This is a genomic window from Streptococcus sp. 1621, assembly GCF_013276615.1.
GTDB lineage: Bacteria > Bacillota > Bacilli > Lactobacillales > Streptococcaceae > Streptococcus.
Genome location: NZ_VMLJ01000035.1, coordinates 1 through 17,375, shown reverse-complemented (window position 1 = coordinate 17,375; position 17,375 = coordinate 1). Strand labels below are relative to the sequence as shown.

The window sequence follows — 17,375 nt, the reverse complement described above, 5'->3', positions numbered from 1 at the left end:
CTTTGATTTTCATTGAGTAGCAATCCTGTCATCCTTGGCAGGATTTTTTCTATGTCAAAAAAGCAAGTCGATTGACCTGCTTCTGCTTTACTTTTCTTGTGCTAATGTTTTAAAATCTTTGTCTAAGATGGGTTGTATTTCTAATTGATTGGCATCTAGTTGGTGGTAAGATTCTGATGGTAATGACTCTAGGAATTTTGCATAGTCCAAGCGGGCAATGGCTTCATAGTCTTCTGGTTTAGAGCCGTCTCCTGTGATTTGAACCAAGTCAATCTCCCACTGGACTTCCTTATCCACCAATTGCTCAATATAGGCTGCAGGAACAAATGGTTCTCTCGGTAAAACTGTCTTGACTCCTTGAGCCAGATGGTAAACACCGTGCACTTGGCCTTCTCCATCCTGATAAAAGGAAACTCTTGCAAAGTAGGCATCGGTCTCTTGAACCGCATGTACACGTACTTCAAACTGAGCCAAGCCATCTGCCTCTAAAAAGCTTTTCAAATCCTCATTACTAAAGAAAATAGGATTAAAAATTCCTTGGCAAATCGTAAAATGGGCTACAGTGTCTGCTAGATAGGCTTGAATACTTGCCTGGAAATACGCTTCAAAATCAAAACCATCTAGTCCTTCAATCTCAGTTCCTGTATAAGCAAGCAGGGCATCTAAAAACGACTTGATAATCCGCCAGTCTGTCTTCGTTAATAGGTCAGGAAGATCGATACGGTAAGCCTTTTGACCATCAGCATAGCTAACTTTAAAGAGAAATTGTGATTGCCCCACTATCGCACACTCGATATATTCGAGACGGTTAAGAGGCTGACGGAGATAGACTGCATCATAGCTATGTGACTCCAAGCCATCTACCAAGGCCAAGATCGACTTGGCAGTCAAAATCTCCTGTTCTCCTAAAATGCTCTGTTTATTTGGAATAAAAAATGTTTTCGCCATAACTGGGCTCCTTTGAAATCGTTTACATACAGTATACCTTATTTTCCTGAAAGATACAGAAACAAACTTTAGATTTTTGAGTACAAAGCATAGAAAAACAGCCCCTGAGGACTGTTTGATCTTATACAGTAGCTGCTTGATCCAAGCTTTCACCGATAGCGGCTAGGCGCTCGATCACTTCAGCTTGTGTCAATTCATTTTCTGAAACATAGCGGTTACGTGGGTGAACACGGCACTCGTGTGAGCATCCACGAAGGTACTTGTCTTCATTTTCTTCTGACGTCAGGATGCGACGATTACAGAATGGATTTCCACAGTTGACATAACGTTCACATGGTGTTCCATCAAACCAGTCTTTCCCTACGATAGTTGGGTTGACATGGTTGACATCAACGGCGATACGCTCGTCAAAGACGTACATTTTCCCATCCCAAAGCTCACCTTGGACTTCTGGGTCTTTACCGTAGGTTGCGATTCCTCCGTGCAATTGGCCGACATCTTTGTAGCCTTCACGGACCATCCAGCCTGAGAATTTCTCACAGCGAACGCCACCTGTACAGTAAACCACGACACGCTTGTCCATGAATTTTTCCTTGTTATCGCGGACCCACTGTGGCAACTCACGGAAGTTGCGGATGTCTGGGCGGATAGCCCCACGGAAATGTCCTAGGTCGTACTCATAATCGTTACGTGTGTCAAGGACAACGGTATCTTTATCAAGAAGGGCTTCTTTGAACTCTTTTGGAGACAAGTAAGCACCTGTTGTTTCAAGTGGGTTGATGTCATTGTCAAAGTCGTTGTCTTCCAAACCAAGGTGGACAATTTCTTTCTTGTAGCGAACAAACATCTTCTTGAAGGCTTGTTCATTTTCTTCGTCAATCTTGAACCAGAGGTCTTCCATACCTGGGAGGCTGTGAACGTAGTCCATGTATTTTTGAGTTGTTTCATAGTCACCTGAAACTGTTCCGTTAATTCCCTCGTCAGCGACTAGGATACGGCCTTTAAGGCCGATTGATTTACAGAAAGCCAAGTGGTCTGCAGCAAATTGCTCTGCATTTTCAATTGGAGTATAAAGGTAGTAAAGTAAGACACGAATATCTTTTGCCATAAGATTTGTTCTCTTTTCTATTCTTAAATTTTCTAAATTTTTTATTTATCCATACTAGTATACCTGCTTGAGAAAACGAATGCAATTTATTTGACTGGAAATTGCTATATTTCAATTTAGAAAAAAATTTCTTGTACACTACACTTAGTATCAATCATATTTTAAAAATCCTTGGATTTTCCAAGGATTCATTTTTAAACTTTTTTAGCTTTAGCCATATAGAACAGTTGGAGTAAAATACCAAGGATAGCCATGCCGATGACGATAAAGAAGGCCATTGTATAATCTCCTTGGTTTGCCTGTGCAAGACGTGCTCCTAACTGAGGACCAGCAATAGCAGCTACGCCATAAGCAGTAAACATCCATCCATAGTTTGTCCCTACGTATGTAACTCCCCAGTTTTCAGCAGTAATTCCTGGGAATGAACCGAGGAAGCCTCCAAATGACAAAGCAACCATCATAATTCCAAGGATGGCCAAGATGCTTCCAGGACCTTTGAATAAGGCTGTGAGCAACAAACCAGTAGCAACCGCTCCAAACATAGCAATAACGGTAGGATAGCGACCAATCTTATCAGATACCGTACCCCAGAAGATACGACCAAATGTATTAGCGATAGATACCAGCATAACAAAGAGTGTAGCTTCTCCTACAAGTTTATACTGGTCAGAAATTGATGCTGCAGTACCGATAATCATCATTCCACCAGTAGCACCAAGAACGTAAATCAACCATAGAAGCCAGTAATTTCCATCACGAAGCATTTCTTTGTAAGTTTTACCTTCTGGTTGAGCTGCTCCAGTTGCCGGCGCTGCTGCAGGAGCTTTCTCCATTACCAATGAAGAAGTACAAATAACAATTAGAAGAATGATACCTAATACTTTGAATGTTGAGTAAACACCCATAGAAGCAATCAAAGCTTTGGCAACTGGACCGATAATGAGCGGGCCTAACCCGAAACCTGCTGCTGTCAAACCACCAGCTAAACCTTTTTTATCTGGGAACCACTTAGTGGCAACTGAAGTAGATGCTCCATAAGCTGAACCAATACCAAGTCCTAGGACAACCCCGTAAGTGAGGTACAGGACTGGAAGAGAAGTAGCAAATCCAGTAGCAAACATACCAGCACCGAATAGAATACCACCTAGGAATACAAATTTCTTAGGTCCTGCTGAATCAACCTTAGGACCGAAAATAATCATACCAACAGGTACCATTGCAAAAGAAATACTAAAGGCCAAAGAAGTTTGGGCTTGAACCCATCCTTGACTAGCATTGGTTTCTAGCAGCGCCTTTTGAAAGACTGACCAGGCGTAACCAGCACCTAGAGATAGATTCGTTAAAATGGCTGCTGCCAAAATTAACCATCGATTGGGTGTTTTTTTCATTTGAATAACCTCATGTAAAATTTCTTGTTCCTAAAAAGAATAGAGAACAACTTTTATCATTTTTTCACCTACCTCGTTTAAATTGATCATTCTATAAATTTTTAAGTATATAGAACTGTGTAAATGACATACATCTATATACGACTGCTTAAAAATTTGTATCTATAGATCTCTTAAATCAGAACAAGATGAATTTTCACAATGTTAAGCGCTTTCATTGTACTCTTATTATAAGCTACTTTATTCTAAAAATCTACTTAAGAAAAATTAATAAAGATATAAGAAATTTTAATATTTTAATCATCTGTTATCATTTTAATATTGTTTATATCATCTAATTCGGATAATTATCTAAATAAGGTAAAAAACCACTGCCCTCCCCAGACCAACCTGAGGAAAACAGTGATTCTTATTTTAGGAGTTAGGAATGAATGTAAGGAGCTACATTTGACGTTACTATACTAAAAATCAAAAACAAGGTATAATCTTTATTGAAAACGACCATAAAGATAACCACTTAAACACTAAGTACACCTTCCTACAAGTCATCCTTTACCTCCAATCTCTCTAAAACAAACCATTTTAATAACCAAAATCCGACAACATAGCCAGCCCCTAAGAATATAGCTATAAAAGCTAGCATGGGATTCAGGAAAGAAAAAACCACTACAGATACAAAGGTTAGCACAAAAACATTAAATGCAATGGTGTCAGAAACCAAGACTAGAATATAGGGTGTCAACCAGTCTAAGATTTTTGAATATGGAAAAAATAAGTGTTTATACATGATACGTTCCTATACAGTATAGAGAGTATAAGCGCAAAGAGATACCCAGATTAATAATTCTATATCCTAACTAAATCCTCTAATGTGGCCATAAAACTGAAGCTGCCGCCCCACCAGCTGCACAAATTAAATAAATCTGCGGAGTTGGGAAGGGGATTGTCTGTGCACAAAGCGAAAGCCCCTCAACTGCACCACCTACTCCACTTAAAAATCTGTCTGCAAGTTGTTTATCACCAGCTGTTATCATTGTTAATTTTTCATCGGATAAAATGATAAAATTATTTACTGATTGTTCCATTCTTTTCACACTTTCTTTGTTAAATTAATTTGGCTAGTAGACAAAAGATAAACTAAGGCATTAAAGACAATGAAAATATTTCCATAAAGTAAAATCAGTCTCTCATCCAAACCAAGATAAAGTTTTACCGCCAAAAAGATGAGCAAAAGAATTTGAAACCATACCGTTTTTCCAAAAATAAATTTAAAGCGTTTTTGAATGTCTGATTCCTTGATTTTTACCGCCACCCCTTTATTAGCAAGAAGGAAAACGCCTGCTTCAAATAATCCACTGTAGAGAACAATCCACCCAATCGATACATTCGAGATTTTCAAAAATGTACCTAAAAGAATATCCAACATACTACTCAATAAAATAACAAAAAATAATCTGTATTTCATATAAATCACCTCCTTTTACTACTATTTCCAATCTACTATATCGCTAAAAGTTTAACTTGCTCTAAAAGCTCCCCAAGCCGCTGTACAAAACTGTGCTCCTAAAACCCCGCCGGCAAGAGTTCCCACAACTGGGATAACACTCCCCAGAGCTGCACCTCCTATTGTACAAATTCCTAATGCTTGAACAACTTCTCCAGCCCCTACTTTATCTCCACCTTCAACACAAGCAAGCATTTCATTATCCATAACAGAAAATTGTGACATTGTTTTTGTATTCATGATGAATACCTCCTTTTTATTTTTAATTTTTGTTTTGTTGCAACCTTGACAACATCAATATATCATAATCAACTGATATCATTTCTTTAAAATCATAAAATGTCTTTTTTTCATCACGAAATGTTTTTCATAAATTTTATCAAAGACCAAAACTAATATATACTATCGTCAACTATAAAAATCAATGGTTCATCTTACTTAATAAAAATTACTGTTCATGACAATATAAATACCGTTTACGATTTAGCAGGAAGTTTTTTAGTAAAGTTTGGCATAATATATCTATCTACTATATGAAAGGGATTGCCAATGACTTCTTATAAACGTACATTTGTTCCTCAAATAGATGCTAGAGACTGTGGTGTTGCTGCCTTAGCCTCGATTGCTAAATTCTATGGTTCAGATTTTTCTCTAGCTCACTTGAGAGAACTTGCAGAGACCAATAAAGAAGGAACGACTGCTCTTGGCATTGTAAAAGCCGCTGATGAAATGGGCTTTGAAACAAGACCTGTTCAAGCAGATAAAACGCTCTTTGACATGAGTGATGTCCCCTATCCATTTATCGTTCACGTTAACAAAGAAGGAAAACTCCAACATTACTATGTTGTCTATCAAACAAAGAAAGACTATCTGATTATTGGTGATCCTGACCCTTCTGTAAAAATCACTAAAATGTCAAAAGAACGCTTTTTCTCTGAATGGACTGGAGTAGCTATTTTTCTAGCTCCCAAACCCAGCTATCAACCCCATAAAGATAAAAAGAATGGTCTACTAAGCTTCCTTCCTCTGATTTTCAAACAAAAATCTCTCATTGCTTACATTGTTCTCTCAAGCTTATTGGTCACTATTATCAATATCGGTGGTTCTTATTATCTCCAAGGAATCTTGGATGAATACATTCCAAATCAGATGAAATCAACTTTAGGAATCATCTCAGTTGGTCTGGTTATCACCTATATCCTCCAACAAGTCATGAGCTTCTCCAGAGATTATCTCCTAACCGTTCTGAGTCAGAGATTAAGTATTGATGTGATTTTATCCTATATTCGCCATATTTTTGAACTTCCTATGTCTTTCTTTGCAACACGTCGTACAGGAGAAATCATTTCACGGTTCACAGATGCTAACTCTATTATAGATGCCTTGGCTTCTACCATTCTTTCTCTTTTTCTGGATGTTTCTATTCTGATTCTTGTAGGGGGAGTCTTGCTGGCACAAAACCCTAATCTCTTCCTTCTTTCTCTTATTTCTATTCCTATATACATGTTCATCATCTTTTCCTTTATGAAACCTTTTGAAAAAATGAACCATGATGTCATGCAAAGTAATTCTATGGTTAGCTCTGCCATTATCGAAGATATCAACGGGATTGAAACTATCAAGTCGCTCACGAGTGAAGAAAATCGCTATCAAAATATAGACAGCGAATTTGTAGATTATTTGGAAAAATCCTTTAAGCTCAGTAAATATTCTATTTTACAAACGAGTTTAAAGCAGGGAACAAAATTAGTTCTGAATATCCTTATCCTATGGTTTGGCGCTCAATTAGTCATGTCGAGTAAAATTTCTATCGGTCAGTTGATTACCTTTAACACACTTCTTTCTTACTTTACAACTCCTATGGAAAATATTATCAACCTCCAAACCAAACTCCAATCTGCGAAGGTCGCTAATAACCGCTTGAACGAGGTCTATTTAGTCGAATCTGAATTTCAAGTTCAAGAAAATCCTGTTCATTCACATTTTTTGATGGGCGATATTGAATTTGATGACCTTTCTTATAAGTATGGTTTTGGACGAGATACCTTAACAGATATTAATCTCACGATTAAACAAGGAGATAAGGTTAGCCTAGTTGGAGTCAGTGGTTCTGGTAAAACAACTTTAGCCAAAATGATTGTCAATTTCTTTGAACCCTACAAAGGACATATTTCCATCAATCATCAGGATATTAAAAACATTGATAAAAAAGTCTTGCGCCGTCATATCAATTACCTACCCCAACAAGCCTATATCTTTAATGGCTCTATCTTGGAAAATTTAACCTTGGGCGGTAATCATATGATTAGCCAAGAAGATATTCTAAGAGCTTGTGAATTAGCTGAAATCCGTCAAGACATTGAAAGAATGCCTATGGGCTATCAAACTCAGCTCTCTGATGGAGCTGGTCTATCAGGAGGACAAAAGCAACGAATAGCCCTCGCTCGTGCTCTTTTAACTAAAGCTCCTGTTTTAATACTAGATGAAGCTACTAGCGGTCTTGATGTCTTGACTGAGAAAAAAGTTATAGATAATCTTATGTCCCTCACTGATAAAACCATTCTCTTTGTAGCCCATCGTCTCAGTATAGCCGAACGAACCAACCGTGTCATTGTTCTTGACCAGGGGAAAATCATTGAAGTTGGTAGCCACCAAGAGTTAATGCAGGCTCAAGGTTTCTACCATCATCTATTCAACAAATAAGGAGAATGTCATGAATCCTAATCTTTTTAGAAGCGTCGAGTTTTATCAGAGACGTTACCATAACTATGCGACAGTGTTAATTATACCTCTTTCATTACTATTTACTTTCATCTTGATTTTCTCCCTTGTTGCTACAAAAGAAATTACTGTTACTTCCCAAGGAGAAATCGCCCCTACAAGTGTCATTGCATCCATTCAGTCAACCAGTGATAATCCTATCCTTGCTAATCATTTAGTGGCAAATCAAGTAGTTGAAAAAGGGGACTTACTCATCAAATACTCTGAAACAATGGAAGAAAGTCAGAAAACTGCCTTAGAAACTCAATTACAAAGACTTCAGAAGCAAAAAGAAGGACTTGGAATTTTGAAACAAAGCTTAGAAAAAGCGACTGATCTTTTTTCTGGCGAGGATGAGTTTGGCTACCATAATACCTTTATGAATTTTACTAAACAATCCCATGATATTGAACTGGGTATCTCAAAGACTAACACTGAAGTTTCAAATCAAGCTAATCTTACCAATAGCAGTTCATCAGCCATCGAACAAGAAATTACAAAAGTTCAACAACAAATTGGAGAATATCAAGAGCTGAGAGATGCTATCGTAAATAAAAGAGCTCGCTTACCAACTGGCAATCCGCACCAGTCAATTTTAAATCGTTATCTTATAGCCTCTCAAGAACAAACACAAGGAACGGCAGAGGAGCCATTTTTATCTCAAATTAATCAAAGTATTGCAGGTCTGGAATCATCTATCGCAAGCCTCAAAATTCAGCAAGCTGGTATCGGAAGTGTAGCAACTTATGACAATAGTTTAGCAACCAAAATTGAAGTACTCCGCACTCAGTTTTTACAAACAGCCTCACAGCAACAACTAACCGTGGAGAATCAATTAACAGAATTAAAAGTACAACTAGATCAAGCGACACAGCGCTTAGAAAACAATACCTTAACCGCTCCAAGTAAAGGTATCGTTCATCTGAACAGCGAATTTGAAGGTAAAAATAGAATTCCAACTGGTACAGAAATTGCTCAAATATTCCCTATCATCACAGATACAAGAGAAGTACTAATCACTTACTACGTATCTTCTGACTATCTACCTCTACTAGATAAAGGACAAACTGTAAGATTAAAACTGGAGAAAATTGGAAATCACGGCATTACCATCATCGGCCAACTTCAGACAATTGATCAAACTCCTACCAGAACAGAGCAAGGAAATCTCTTTAAATTAACCGCTCTTGCAAAACTATCTAATGAGGATAGTAAACTCATCCAATACGGCTTACAAGGTCGCGTCACTAGTGTAACTGCAAAGAAAACATATTTTGATTATTTCAAAGATAAAATTTTAACCCATTCTGATTAATTTTCAGATAACACTCTATAACTATTTATTATCTTATCAAAAAGGAGAATCATAACATGGATAAGAATCAAAACCTAACTTCATTTCAAGAACTAACAACTACTGAACTCAACCAGATTACAGGTGGAGGATTGTGGGAAGAGCTATATGAAACTATAACAACACCATTAAAATTACGGACTACTTTCAAACCATAAAAAATCTATAGAATTATAAAAACGCATAATATCAGATTTCAAAATGACTGATACTATGCGTTTTATCATGAAAAGATTATAGAAGATACAAGTCACCCATCCCCACCTATACTTCTATCTCTAAGACTTGTTTAAATCTAAAATTAGAACTTGTAGTTTTTAGAATGATATTTGGGTATTTTGTCAAAATACTATTAACATTAGACAGACCAACTCCTCTATTCTGCCCTTTAGACGACATTCCTCTCTCAAATATTTTTGTAACATCAATCTCTCTATCTAGGGTCGGATTTTGGATAATTAAAACTTGCTTATTATTTCTCATATCTTCAAAAAAACAAACACTTAGAGGTTCCTCGACAGTGGCGCTTGCAGCGGCCTCTATCGCGTTATCTAACAATATAGAAACAACTGTTAAAAAATCAATTTCCTCAATCTTTTTGATAACGATTGGTTTTTCTATTTCTAAAGAAACTGGCACTAGTAAACTCTGAGCCTCGGATAATTTTGAGATTAATAAACTCTTCAAGGATAAATCCTCTATATTTCTCAATCTCACTACATCAAATTTTGTATCTTTTAAATTTTTCCCTGAGTCTTTCAAGACACTGTCATAAATTTGAGCAACTAAATCAATATCTTTTCGGTCTATCCCTATCTTTAAACTTGTTAAGATATTTGCATAATCATGCCTAAAGCTTCTAACCTCTTGATAAAGTCCTTCTACTTGTTTACTATAGCTCTTAAGATTTTGAAGTTGAATCTCTTTTTGAAGTACTAAATCTTTTTGCAATTCCTCACGTACATTTCTGTCCAGTATATTGACAAAATAGATAAATAAAAAGAAATAGATTGCAGTTATAGCTCCTTGATAATGATTTACAGATAAATTCAGGCTGTTTTTAATGTAACCAATAAAAGGAACCAAGATAAAATAACCCAACATTACAACATTAGCAATCCTCATTATTTGAGCTAAATGTTTATCCAACACTTTACTTCTTAGATAGCTAAAATCATACTGAAAAACTTTTATTATAAGCAAAGATAGGAGACTTGCTAAAATTGAGAAAATGGTAGCATCGTAATAAACATATATTTCTGTTAAACTAGCAAAATTAGGAATAATAAAATCAACAAAGAAATCATAGATAATCGACCAAAATGTGATAGGAAACAGAGCATAAAAAAGTGTCGATATCAGACTGTATTTCTTTTTATCCAACAACAATGTATAGATAATAAAAAAGATGGGATAATCTAGTACTGTAATAACAACAGGGATATAGAACGTCTTAATCAAGATTAAAAGTAAAAACTCTAATAAAAAATAGAAAAGCAATAACTCTAAAGATCTCTTTATAGTCAATTGATAGCCATAAATTTTTGCATGAAGAAATAAAAGTATGTAAAAATTCAAAGATACTAACACAAAAGACATTTACTACTCCTTACTATCATGTAAATCTTTAACTATATTCAGCAATTCCCTCATTTTTAACCTAGATACTAGGCAACTTGACCCGTTCTTCAAATAGACTAGTTTTTCTTCCTTATCTATTGAAGAGATATTATAAGGATTCACAATAAAAGAGCGATGACACTGAACCAATCTTGGTTCTTGCTTCAATATATCAGAAATTTTACCGTAAAACTCTATTCTTTCTCTCATAGAATAAAGAACTAGCTTATGAGGAATCATTGACGTTTCTATATAAAGCAAATCCGAAAACGGAACCTGAACGAGTGCTTTAGAATTTGTAAACACAAAAGAATCTTCAGTCATTAGTTGATGTTTATTCTTGTGAACATAAGCGATTGCCTTTTCCACACGTTCCCTAAAAGCACTTTCAGGTAATTCCTTATCAATAAAATCTAAAGCTGATACTTGATATTGAAAACTAACAGGCATAAATTCTGAATGAGTTGTTACAAAAACAATGACTGCATTTGGATCTCTATCTCTGATTTCCAAAGCAATATCTAACCCTTTTCTAACATCGTTTTTAATTTCAATATCCAAAAAGAAAAGTTGATGACCTCCACGTTCCATCATATCTTCTAACAATTGATTCGGTTTACCATAAACACCACAGTGCTTTACTTCCCAACAATTCTTCTCTAAAATATCATACACCAGATTTTCCATCCTAGTCTGCTGTATAAAATCATCCTCTAATATAAAGATATTCATTTCTCGTCTCCTTTAGTATTTAACCATCTTTCTTTTACAGTTTTAAAATATCTTCTAGAGCAGATAATATCTGATACTCTTTCATCCATAAATAAAATGGTCTTCGTTTCATACTTCAATCCTATTACTTTGGATAAGTTAACAAGAAACTTTCTATGACACCTGAACAATTTCCCCAGACTCATTTCCTCAACTCTAGCTAGGCTCATATACTTCTCAAATACTCCATCAGCTGTAATAAAAATAACAGCATGTGCCTTCGTAGGATGTGTTGTCACATAGTAAACCTTAGAATGAGGCACTTTAACAACTGCTCTGCCTTGGCTTAAAATATATTCTTGCATATTTTTCCTCCTTACTCTCCTATATCATATCAAAACTAGTATCCTATGATGGAAAAAATCTTAAAAGGTATCTGAGTTATCATAAATGGTTATTTTTCAACATTTCATGCTAACAGTTATACAATCTAAGATTTCGACATCTTCTATCGGATGTTTTTGATATGATAGAGCCAGAGGAGAAATATGGATACAATTCAAATTCTACATTTTTCATTATTAGGATATATCATCACAAGTGACATCAATTCTTATATTAAAGAAAACTTATCAACAAAAACGAGAATTATAGCTTCTAGGCGTATCATCTATTCCTATAACACTACTACCTATTTTATCATAAAATCAATGTTTTTATCTTCAGATACAATGTATTCTTATATAGAAGATATACGACTCCGTTCTGAATTTGCCAACATTATTATCATAGGAAGTTACATTGATTATGATAAACTTTTCCGTAGTCATTACAGAATATTCGGTGTCATTGATACAGCTAGAAATCATTCTTTACAATCTATACGACAAGAAATTCACTCATATTTAGATGGTATTTATAACAACCTGAAATAAATTAGGTTTGGTAGTCTTTATACATTTCCTCAGCATACATGGCTTCAACAACTTTCAAAAAATCACTGCCCTCCCCAGACCAACCTGAGGAAAGCAGTGATTCTTATTTTAGGAGTTAGGAATGAATACACGAAATCAATTTAGCTGATTATTTTTTGTTTTTCAAGAATTCATCGTATTGTTTTTGCATTTCGTTCAATACTTTTTCGTAGGCACCTTCAGATTTCAATTTTTCCATCAATTCTGGAATCGCTTTATCTGGGTCTACAGTACCAGTGTTGATAGCTGTATCAAATTGTTGCATTGTGTTAGAAATAGCTGAGATTTCAGATTTCACATTGTCAGTATTAAAGATAAATCCAAGCGCTGGAGATTCTTTAGCTTCTGCCAATTCTTTCTTAGAATTTTCGATTTGTTGGTCTGTAACGTTTTCGTTGATGTAAAGGATCCAGTTGTTACCAGTGTTCCATCCACCCATGTGAGTGTTTCCTTTGTAACCATCAAGAACGCGAACACGGTTTTCTTTACCTGCAATTTTTTCCCAGTTCTTGCCTTCTGGACCGTAAACAAGACCGTTTAAGAGTTCTGGGTTCGTATTCAAGAGGTTCAACACTTCCATTGATTTTTCTTTGTTCTTAGAGTTGTTTGAGATGACAAAGTTAGCAACTTGTGTTGTTTGGTTTTTCTTAATAAAGTTTGTGATTGGTTTGATTTGGATATCTTTGTTGGCAACGCGTGAGAGCAAGCTGTTACCGTAGTCAGCTGGTCCTACTGTCTCTTCACGAACGAACCAAGTATCTTGTTGAAGGTCAAATGTAGTGTCACTTGTTGCGACGTCTTTTGGAATGTAGCCAGCTTCATAGAATTTGTGAAGAGTCTTTAAGTGTTCTTTGAAACGAGGCACTTCGTAACGGTTTACAACTTTAGTAGTATCACCTTCAAGGTCAATAACGAATGGAAGCCCGTTTGCTACTGGATAGTCAAAGTTATCAGATGGGATGAAAACTTTACCAATGGCAAATGGTACTACGTCTGGAGCTTTTTCTTTGATTTGTTTCAAGACTGGCTCAAGAGTTTCGTAAGAAGTAACACCTGAAATATCGATACCATATTTGGCAAGGAGAGTTCCGTTGAAGGCAAAGTTTTGAGATGATGCAACGTTGGCTGCAACTGGAACAGCGTAAATTTTACCGTTTACAGTATTACCCTTGATGTAGGCTGGGTCAAGTGCTTTGTAAAGGTCTTTACCTTCTTTTTTGTACAATTCTGTCAAGTCAGCATAAGCACCTTTTTGAGCATTTACAATATAGTTATCTGCAAAGGCAATATCATAGTTTTCACCAGATGATGTGATAACTGACATTTTCTTACCATAGTCACCCCAGCCAAGGTATTGGATATCCAATTTGGCACCAACTTTTTCTTCGATGATTTTGTTGGCATTTGCTAACAATTCATCCAAGTTGTCTGGTTTGTCACCGATTTGGTACATTTTGATAACAGGTTTGTCACCTGAATCAGCAGCTTTTTTGCTGTTACCTGTCAAATTTCCACAAGCAGCAAGACCTGCAGCCAAAGCGACTACACTAGCAGATGCAAAAGCATATTTTTTCCAGTTTTTCATGATAAAAACTCCTTTTTTTATTTTTAAACTTATAAACAATGTAATGATCTTAACTTCACGCAAGGGAAGTTTGGAAATGAGAAATGTTCTTTCTCAATAAGCACTATTCTTTCACACCACCGATAGTCAAACCTTTTACAAAGTAGCGTTGGAAGAATGGATACAAAATCGCGATTGGAAGGGTTGCGACCACAACCATGGCCATACGACCTGTTTCTTTCGGTAGAGCAACTCCCAGTTGACCAGTCAAGCCGACCGCTTTGGCAATGTAGTCCATATTTTGTTGGATTTGCATGAGCAAATATTGTAATGGATACAAGTTGTCACTCTTGATGTAAAGAAGGGCGTTGAACCAGTCATTCCAGAAACCAAGAGCTGTCAAAAGCGTGATGGTTGCGATACCTGGTAGTGACAATGGCAAACAGATTTGGAAGAAAATCCGAGCCTCACTGGCACCATCGATACGAGCCGATTCGAGAATGGCTTCTGGAATGGTCTTCTTGAAAAAAGAACGCATCAAGATGATATTGAATGGCGAGAGAAGCATTGGAACAATCAAGGCCCAAACAGTATCCCCAAGCTGAAGCACACGAGTCACCATGATATAACCTGGTACCAAACCAGCGTTGAACAACATACTGAGCAGAACGAAGATGGTAAAGAATCTGCGATACTTAAAGGTTGTCCGTGAAATAGCGTAGGCATAGGTTGTTGTGATAAAGACATTTGTAAATGTCCCAACTACGGTTACAAAGACAGAAATGAAGAGGGCTTGTAAGATTTTATCCTTAAACTGTGCCAAAAACTCAAAACCGTCTAATCCAAATTGGGATGGGAAGAAGCTGTAGCCGTATTGGAGGAGGCTTTTCTCGTCCGTCACTGAAATAATGATAACGAATACGAAGGGTAGGATACAAGAGAGGGCAATCAAACCCGAAATGGTACTGAAGAAGATATCTGCTTTCTTACTGAAGGAGTGAATGCCGACATTATCAATTTTTTCTTTTTTAATTTTCTTTTCTGCCATATTCTCCTCCTTTCTAGAACAAAGCTGAGTTTGGATCAACTCGTCTTGCAAGTAAGTTTGATAGAACCACCAGAATCAATCCGACTACTGATTGGTAGAGACCTGCTGCTGAAGCCATCCCGATATCTGCTGTCTGGGTCAATCCATTATATACATATACGTCCAAGACGTTGGTTACGTTATAAAGCTGACCAGCATTGTGAGGGATTTGGTAGAAAAGACCGAAGTCTGCACGGAAGATATTTCCGACTGCAAGGATGGTCAATACAGTTACCAATGGTGTCAACTGCGGAATGGTTACATTGCGAATGCGCTGCCATTTGCTGGCTCCGTCCACTGTCGCTGCTTCATAGTAGGTTGGATCAATTCCCATGATTGTCGCATAGTACATGACACTGCTATATCCAAAACCTTTCCAAATACCTAGGAAAAGTAGGAGATAAGGCCAGATACCCAAGTCAGCATAGAAGTTGACTTCTTTTAGACCAAGACTTTCCAATAAATGATTGAACACCCCTTTATCAATGTTTAGGAAGGCATCTGTAAAGAAACTGATGATAACCCAAGACAAGAAGTAAGGGAACAACATAGAAGTTTGGAAGATCTTAACCATTCTCTTGGAACGGAGTTCACTGAGGATAATGGCAATCCCTACAGATACAACTAAACCTAGAAAGATAAAGCCAAGATTGTAGAGAACCGTATTTCGTGTGATAATAAAGGCGTCTCTTGAACTAAATAAGAATCTGAAATTATCGAGTCCGACCCATTTACTATTTATGATACTATCTATGAAACCATTACTGGTCATGTGGTAGTCTTTGAAGGCAACCACGTTCCCAAATACTGGAATGTAGAAGAATAGAATCAACCAGAGTGCCCCCGGCAAAACCATCAAGAGAAAGATCCAGTTGTCTCTCAAGGTTTTTGAAAACTTATTCATAATTTCCTCCCTTTTTATTTTGATATCCATCTAAAAATTCCTTTTTAGACTTTTGATAACGATTACATTATTAGTATACTCCTATTTGCAGATTAGGTTAAACTCCTAATTATAGAAAAAACTCCACAAATTATGTAGCAGATTTAAAACTTTATCACCACTATCAAACAAATGTCCTAAATCAATTGTTTATTTTATCTCTATTAGCCCAGTGATGGCGTCACTCTGTTACCCTGTGCTAGTCTCTCAAACAAAATTTTAGGACAACTGACGCTAGTATTTTCAGAAGAAAAGTAACCGTCCAATAACGAAGTATATTGAAAAATCTCCAGACTAGAGAACTTACGGATAGTTCCTAATCTGGAGATTTTTAATATGTTATTAGGCGTTTGCTTTCAACTTAGCAATAACCTCTTTAAGATTATCAATCAACTCTGCTTCAGTATGCTCAGAGCCTTTTTCATCTGCCAAGAAGGAAACTGCATTTTGAAGTTCTTCTTGAGACTTTTTAAGGACATCCTTATCCACTGTTTCAAGGTTTAAGTTCTTAAGAAGTTTACTTAATTCCTTGGTTAATTTCTCGAGTTCTGATTCTTTATTACGACGAGCTAGGAGGAAGAAGAGGAGACCTAATAGAACCAGTATACTTACCACAATAGCTCCTACTGAGATTTGAGTTTGAGCTACAGACTTATCTGCTTCTGGTGCTTCCTCAGAAACTTTTTGTTCTCCAGCCTTCGTTGCTGACTGGCTTTCCTTAATGGACTCTAGGGAAGCAATGGCATCTTTGACTGTTTGCAGGATATGGCGCAACCCTTGCTCTGTCAAACTATCATCTGCAAGAGCTTTCTTAGCCTCTGCCAGAACCAGACGTGCTGAATCTGTGGTAGGATTCGATACACCTGTCAATGTTCTCAAAAGATTTTCTAAGGTTTGAACCTGCTTACTTAGTTCTGACTTGTCTAAAGTTCCTTGACCCTGAGTTGCTGAACGAACAGTATCGTCTTCTCTATTCGCTGTATTTACAGTAGGTTCCGTAGTTGTCACTGGAGCTACAGACGAACGAGCAGTGGTTGTTGAGCCACTGTCAGTGCTTCGTCCATCTTGTCCAGAATTTGCTTGCCCACTATCTGATGGACTTGTTGGAACAGAAGGACTTGCTGGTTCTGTAGTGTTCACATCACCAGCATTTCCAGCTTGATTTCCATCTAAATCACTAGGTACTAGACTATTAGTATTTCCATTGTCTGGCACTGGGATAGGACGAGGAAGTGGAGCCGGTCTATATATAGGCATTTGCGCACTACCTTTACTACTCAAGTCACTGTTGCCACTACGGGCTTGCGCTTCTACAGTTCCTTGCGCTTTCACAGCTTCATGACCTACTGTCACTGTTCCTGTAGCTGGGTCAACCGAAATACCAGCAACTGCCTTATCCGCACTCCATTGGTTG

At 36.9% G+C, this 17,375-nt stretch carries 18 protein-coding genes and 1 pseudogene; 4 read left to right on the top strand and 15 right to left on the bottom strand.

Going from position 1 to position 17,375, the window contains the following annotated elements; genetic code table 11:
- Positions 1–87 precede the first annotated feature (87 nt).
- The 7 genes from HT697_RS08135 to HT697_RS08105 all read right to left on the bottom strand — a co-directional run bounded on the left by HT697_RS08135 (position 88) and on the right by HT697_RS08105 (position 5,188).
- Complete coding sequence (locus tag HT697_RS08135; RefSeq protein ID WP_173262887.1) at positions 88–948, bottom strand: DUF4299 family protein; 861 nt, start codon at positions 946–948, stop codon at positions 88–90.
- A gap of 121 nt (positions 949–1,069) precedes the next feature.
- Complete coding sequence (locus HT697_RS08130; protein ID WP_050252542.1) at positions 1,070–2,056, bottom strand: rhodanese-related sulfurtransferase; 987 nt, start codon at positions 2,054–2,056, stop codon at positions 1,070–1,072.
- Positions 2,057–2,250: 194 nt separating this feature from the next.
- Positions 2,251–3,444 carry an OFA family MFS transporter gene (locus HT697_RS08125; RefSeq protein WP_173262883.1) on the bottom strand — a complete coding sequence of 398 codons (1,194 nt, stop codon included), beginning with the start codon at positions 3,442–3,444 and terminating at the stop codon, positions 2,251–2,253.
- Between the two features lie 538 nt (positions 3,445–3,982).
- Positions 3,983–4,231 (bottom strand): immunity protein BlpZ, encoded by a 249-nt coding sequence (gene blpZ / locus HT697_RS08120; protein WP_173220071.1) that lies wholly within the window; start codon positions 4,229–4,231, stop codon positions 3,983–3,985.
- A 79-nt stretch (positions 4,232–4,310) separates the two neighbouring features.
- Complete coding sequence (locus tag HT697_RS08115) at positions 4,311–4,529, bottom strand: hypothetical protein (RefSeq protein ID WP_173213201.1); 219 nt, start codon at positions 4,527–4,529, stop codon at positions 4,311–4,313.
- A gap of 5 nt (positions 4,530–4,534) precedes the next feature.
- Positions 4,535–4,909, bottom strand: coding sequence for an immunity protein (locus HT697_RS08110; protein ID WP_173262880.1), 375 nt, complete (start codon positions 4,907–4,909; stop codon positions 4,535–4,537).
- Between the two features lie 51 nt (positions 4,910–4,960).
- Positions 4,961–5,188: a Blp family class II bacteriocin gene (locus tag HT697_RS08105; RefSeq protein WP_173220077.1), complete on the bottom strand. Its 228-nt coding sequence runs from the start codon at positions 5,186–5,188 to the stop codon at positions 4,961–4,963.
- A gap of 309 nt (positions 5,189–5,497) precedes the next feature.
- On the opposite strand from HT697_RS08105, the gene blpA reads away from it, so the two are divergent.
- The 3 genes from blpA to blpC are packed head-to-tail and all read left to right on the top strand — an operon-like array spanning position 5,498 to position 9,220.
- Complete coding sequence (gene blpA, locus HT697_RS08100) at positions 5,498–7,651, top strand: peptide cleavage/export ABC transporter BlpA (RefSeq protein ID WP_173262877.1); 2,154 nt, start codon at positions 5,498–5,500, stop codon at positions 7,649–7,651.
- Positions 7,652–7,661: 10 nt separating this feature from the next.
- Positions 7,662–9,023, top strand: a complete 1,362-nt coding sequence (locus tag HT697_RS08095) for a bacteriocin secretion accessory protein (RefSeq protein ID WP_173262874.1) — start codon at positions 7,662–7,664, stop codon at positions 9,021–9,023.
- 56 nt (positions 9,024–9,079) lie between these two features.
- Positions 9,080–9,220, top strand: a complete 141-nt coding sequence (gene blpC, locus HT697_RS08090) for a quorum-sensing system pheromone BlpC (RefSeq protein WP_173213192.1) — start codon at positions 9,080–9,082, stop codon at positions 9,218–9,220.
- Between the two features lie 106 nt (positions 9,221–9,326).
- On the opposite strand, the gene HT697_RS08085 is transcribed toward blpC, so the two are convergent.
- The 3 genes from HT697_RS08085 to HT697_RS08075 are packed head-to-tail and all read right to left on the bottom strand — an operon-like array spanning position 9,327 to position 11,758.
- A complete protein-coding gene (locus HT697_RS08085; protein WP_173262871.1) occupies positions 9,327–10,661 on the bottom strand; it encodes a GHKL domain-containing protein in 1,335 nt (444 codons plus the stop codon).
- Positions 10,662–10,664: 3 nt separating this feature from the next.
- Positions 10,665–11,414: a response regulator transcription factor gene (locus tag HT697_RS08080; protein ID WP_164226697.1), complete on the bottom strand. Its 750-nt coding sequence runs from the start codon at positions 11,412–11,414 to the stop codon at positions 10,665–10,667.
- Positions 11,411–11,758: a LytTR family DNA-binding domain-containing protein gene (locus tag HT697_RS08075; protein WP_112444768.1), complete on the bottom strand. Its 348-nt coding sequence runs from the start codon at positions 11,756–11,758 to the stop codon at positions 11,411–11,413. Before HT697_RS08075 ends, HT697_RS08080 begins: the two co-directional genes overlap by 4 nt.
- Positions 11,759–11,941: 183 nt before the next feature.
- Between HT697_RS08075 and HT697_RS10385 the strand changes: the two genes are divergently transcribed.
- Complete coding sequence (locus tag HT697_RS10385) at positions 11,942–12,328, top strand: hypothetical protein (protein ID WP_225904842.1); 387 nt, start codon at positions 11,942–11,944, stop codon at positions 12,326–12,328.
- A gap of 148 nt (positions 12,329–12,476) precedes the next feature.
- On the opposite strand, the gene HT697_RS08065 is transcribed toward HT697_RS10385, so the two are convergent.
- The 5 genes and pseudogenes from HT697_RS08065 to HT697_RS10520 form a co-directional block, all read right to left on the bottom strand.
- Positions 12,477–13,952: an ABC transporter substrate-binding protein gene (locus HT697_RS08065; RefSeq protein ID WP_173262868.1), complete on the bottom strand. Its 1,476-nt coding sequence runs from the start codon at positions 13,950–13,952 to the stop codon at positions 12,477–12,479.
- A gap of 103 nt (positions 13,953–14,055) precedes the next feature.
- Positions 14,056–14,979: a carbohydrate ABC transporter permease gene (locus HT697_RS08060; protein ID WP_000818350.1), complete on the bottom strand. Its 924-nt coding sequence runs from the start codon at positions 14,977–14,979 to the stop codon at positions 14,056–14,058.
- 13 nt (positions 14,980–14,992) lie between these two features.
- Positions 14,993–15,922 carry a sugar ABC transporter permease gene (locus tag HT697_RS08055; protein ID WP_007284784.1) on the bottom strand — a complete coding sequence of 310 codons (930 nt, stop codon included), beginning with the start codon at positions 15,920–15,922 and terminating at the stop codon, positions 14,993–14,995.
- Between the two features lie 381 nt (positions 15,923–16,303).
- On the bottom strand, positions 16,304–16,564 hold the full coding sequence (locus HT697_RS08050; RefSeq protein WP_120007924.1) for a hypothetical protein: 261 nt from the start codon (positions 16,562–16,564) through the stop codon (positions 16,304–16,306).
- A gap of 18 nt (positions 16,565–16,582) precedes the next feature.
- A pseudogene (locus HT697_RS10520) lies at positions 16,583–16,831 on the bottom strand (hypothetical protein); the annotation flags it as partial.
- Positions 16,832–17,375 lie beyond the last annotated feature (544 nt).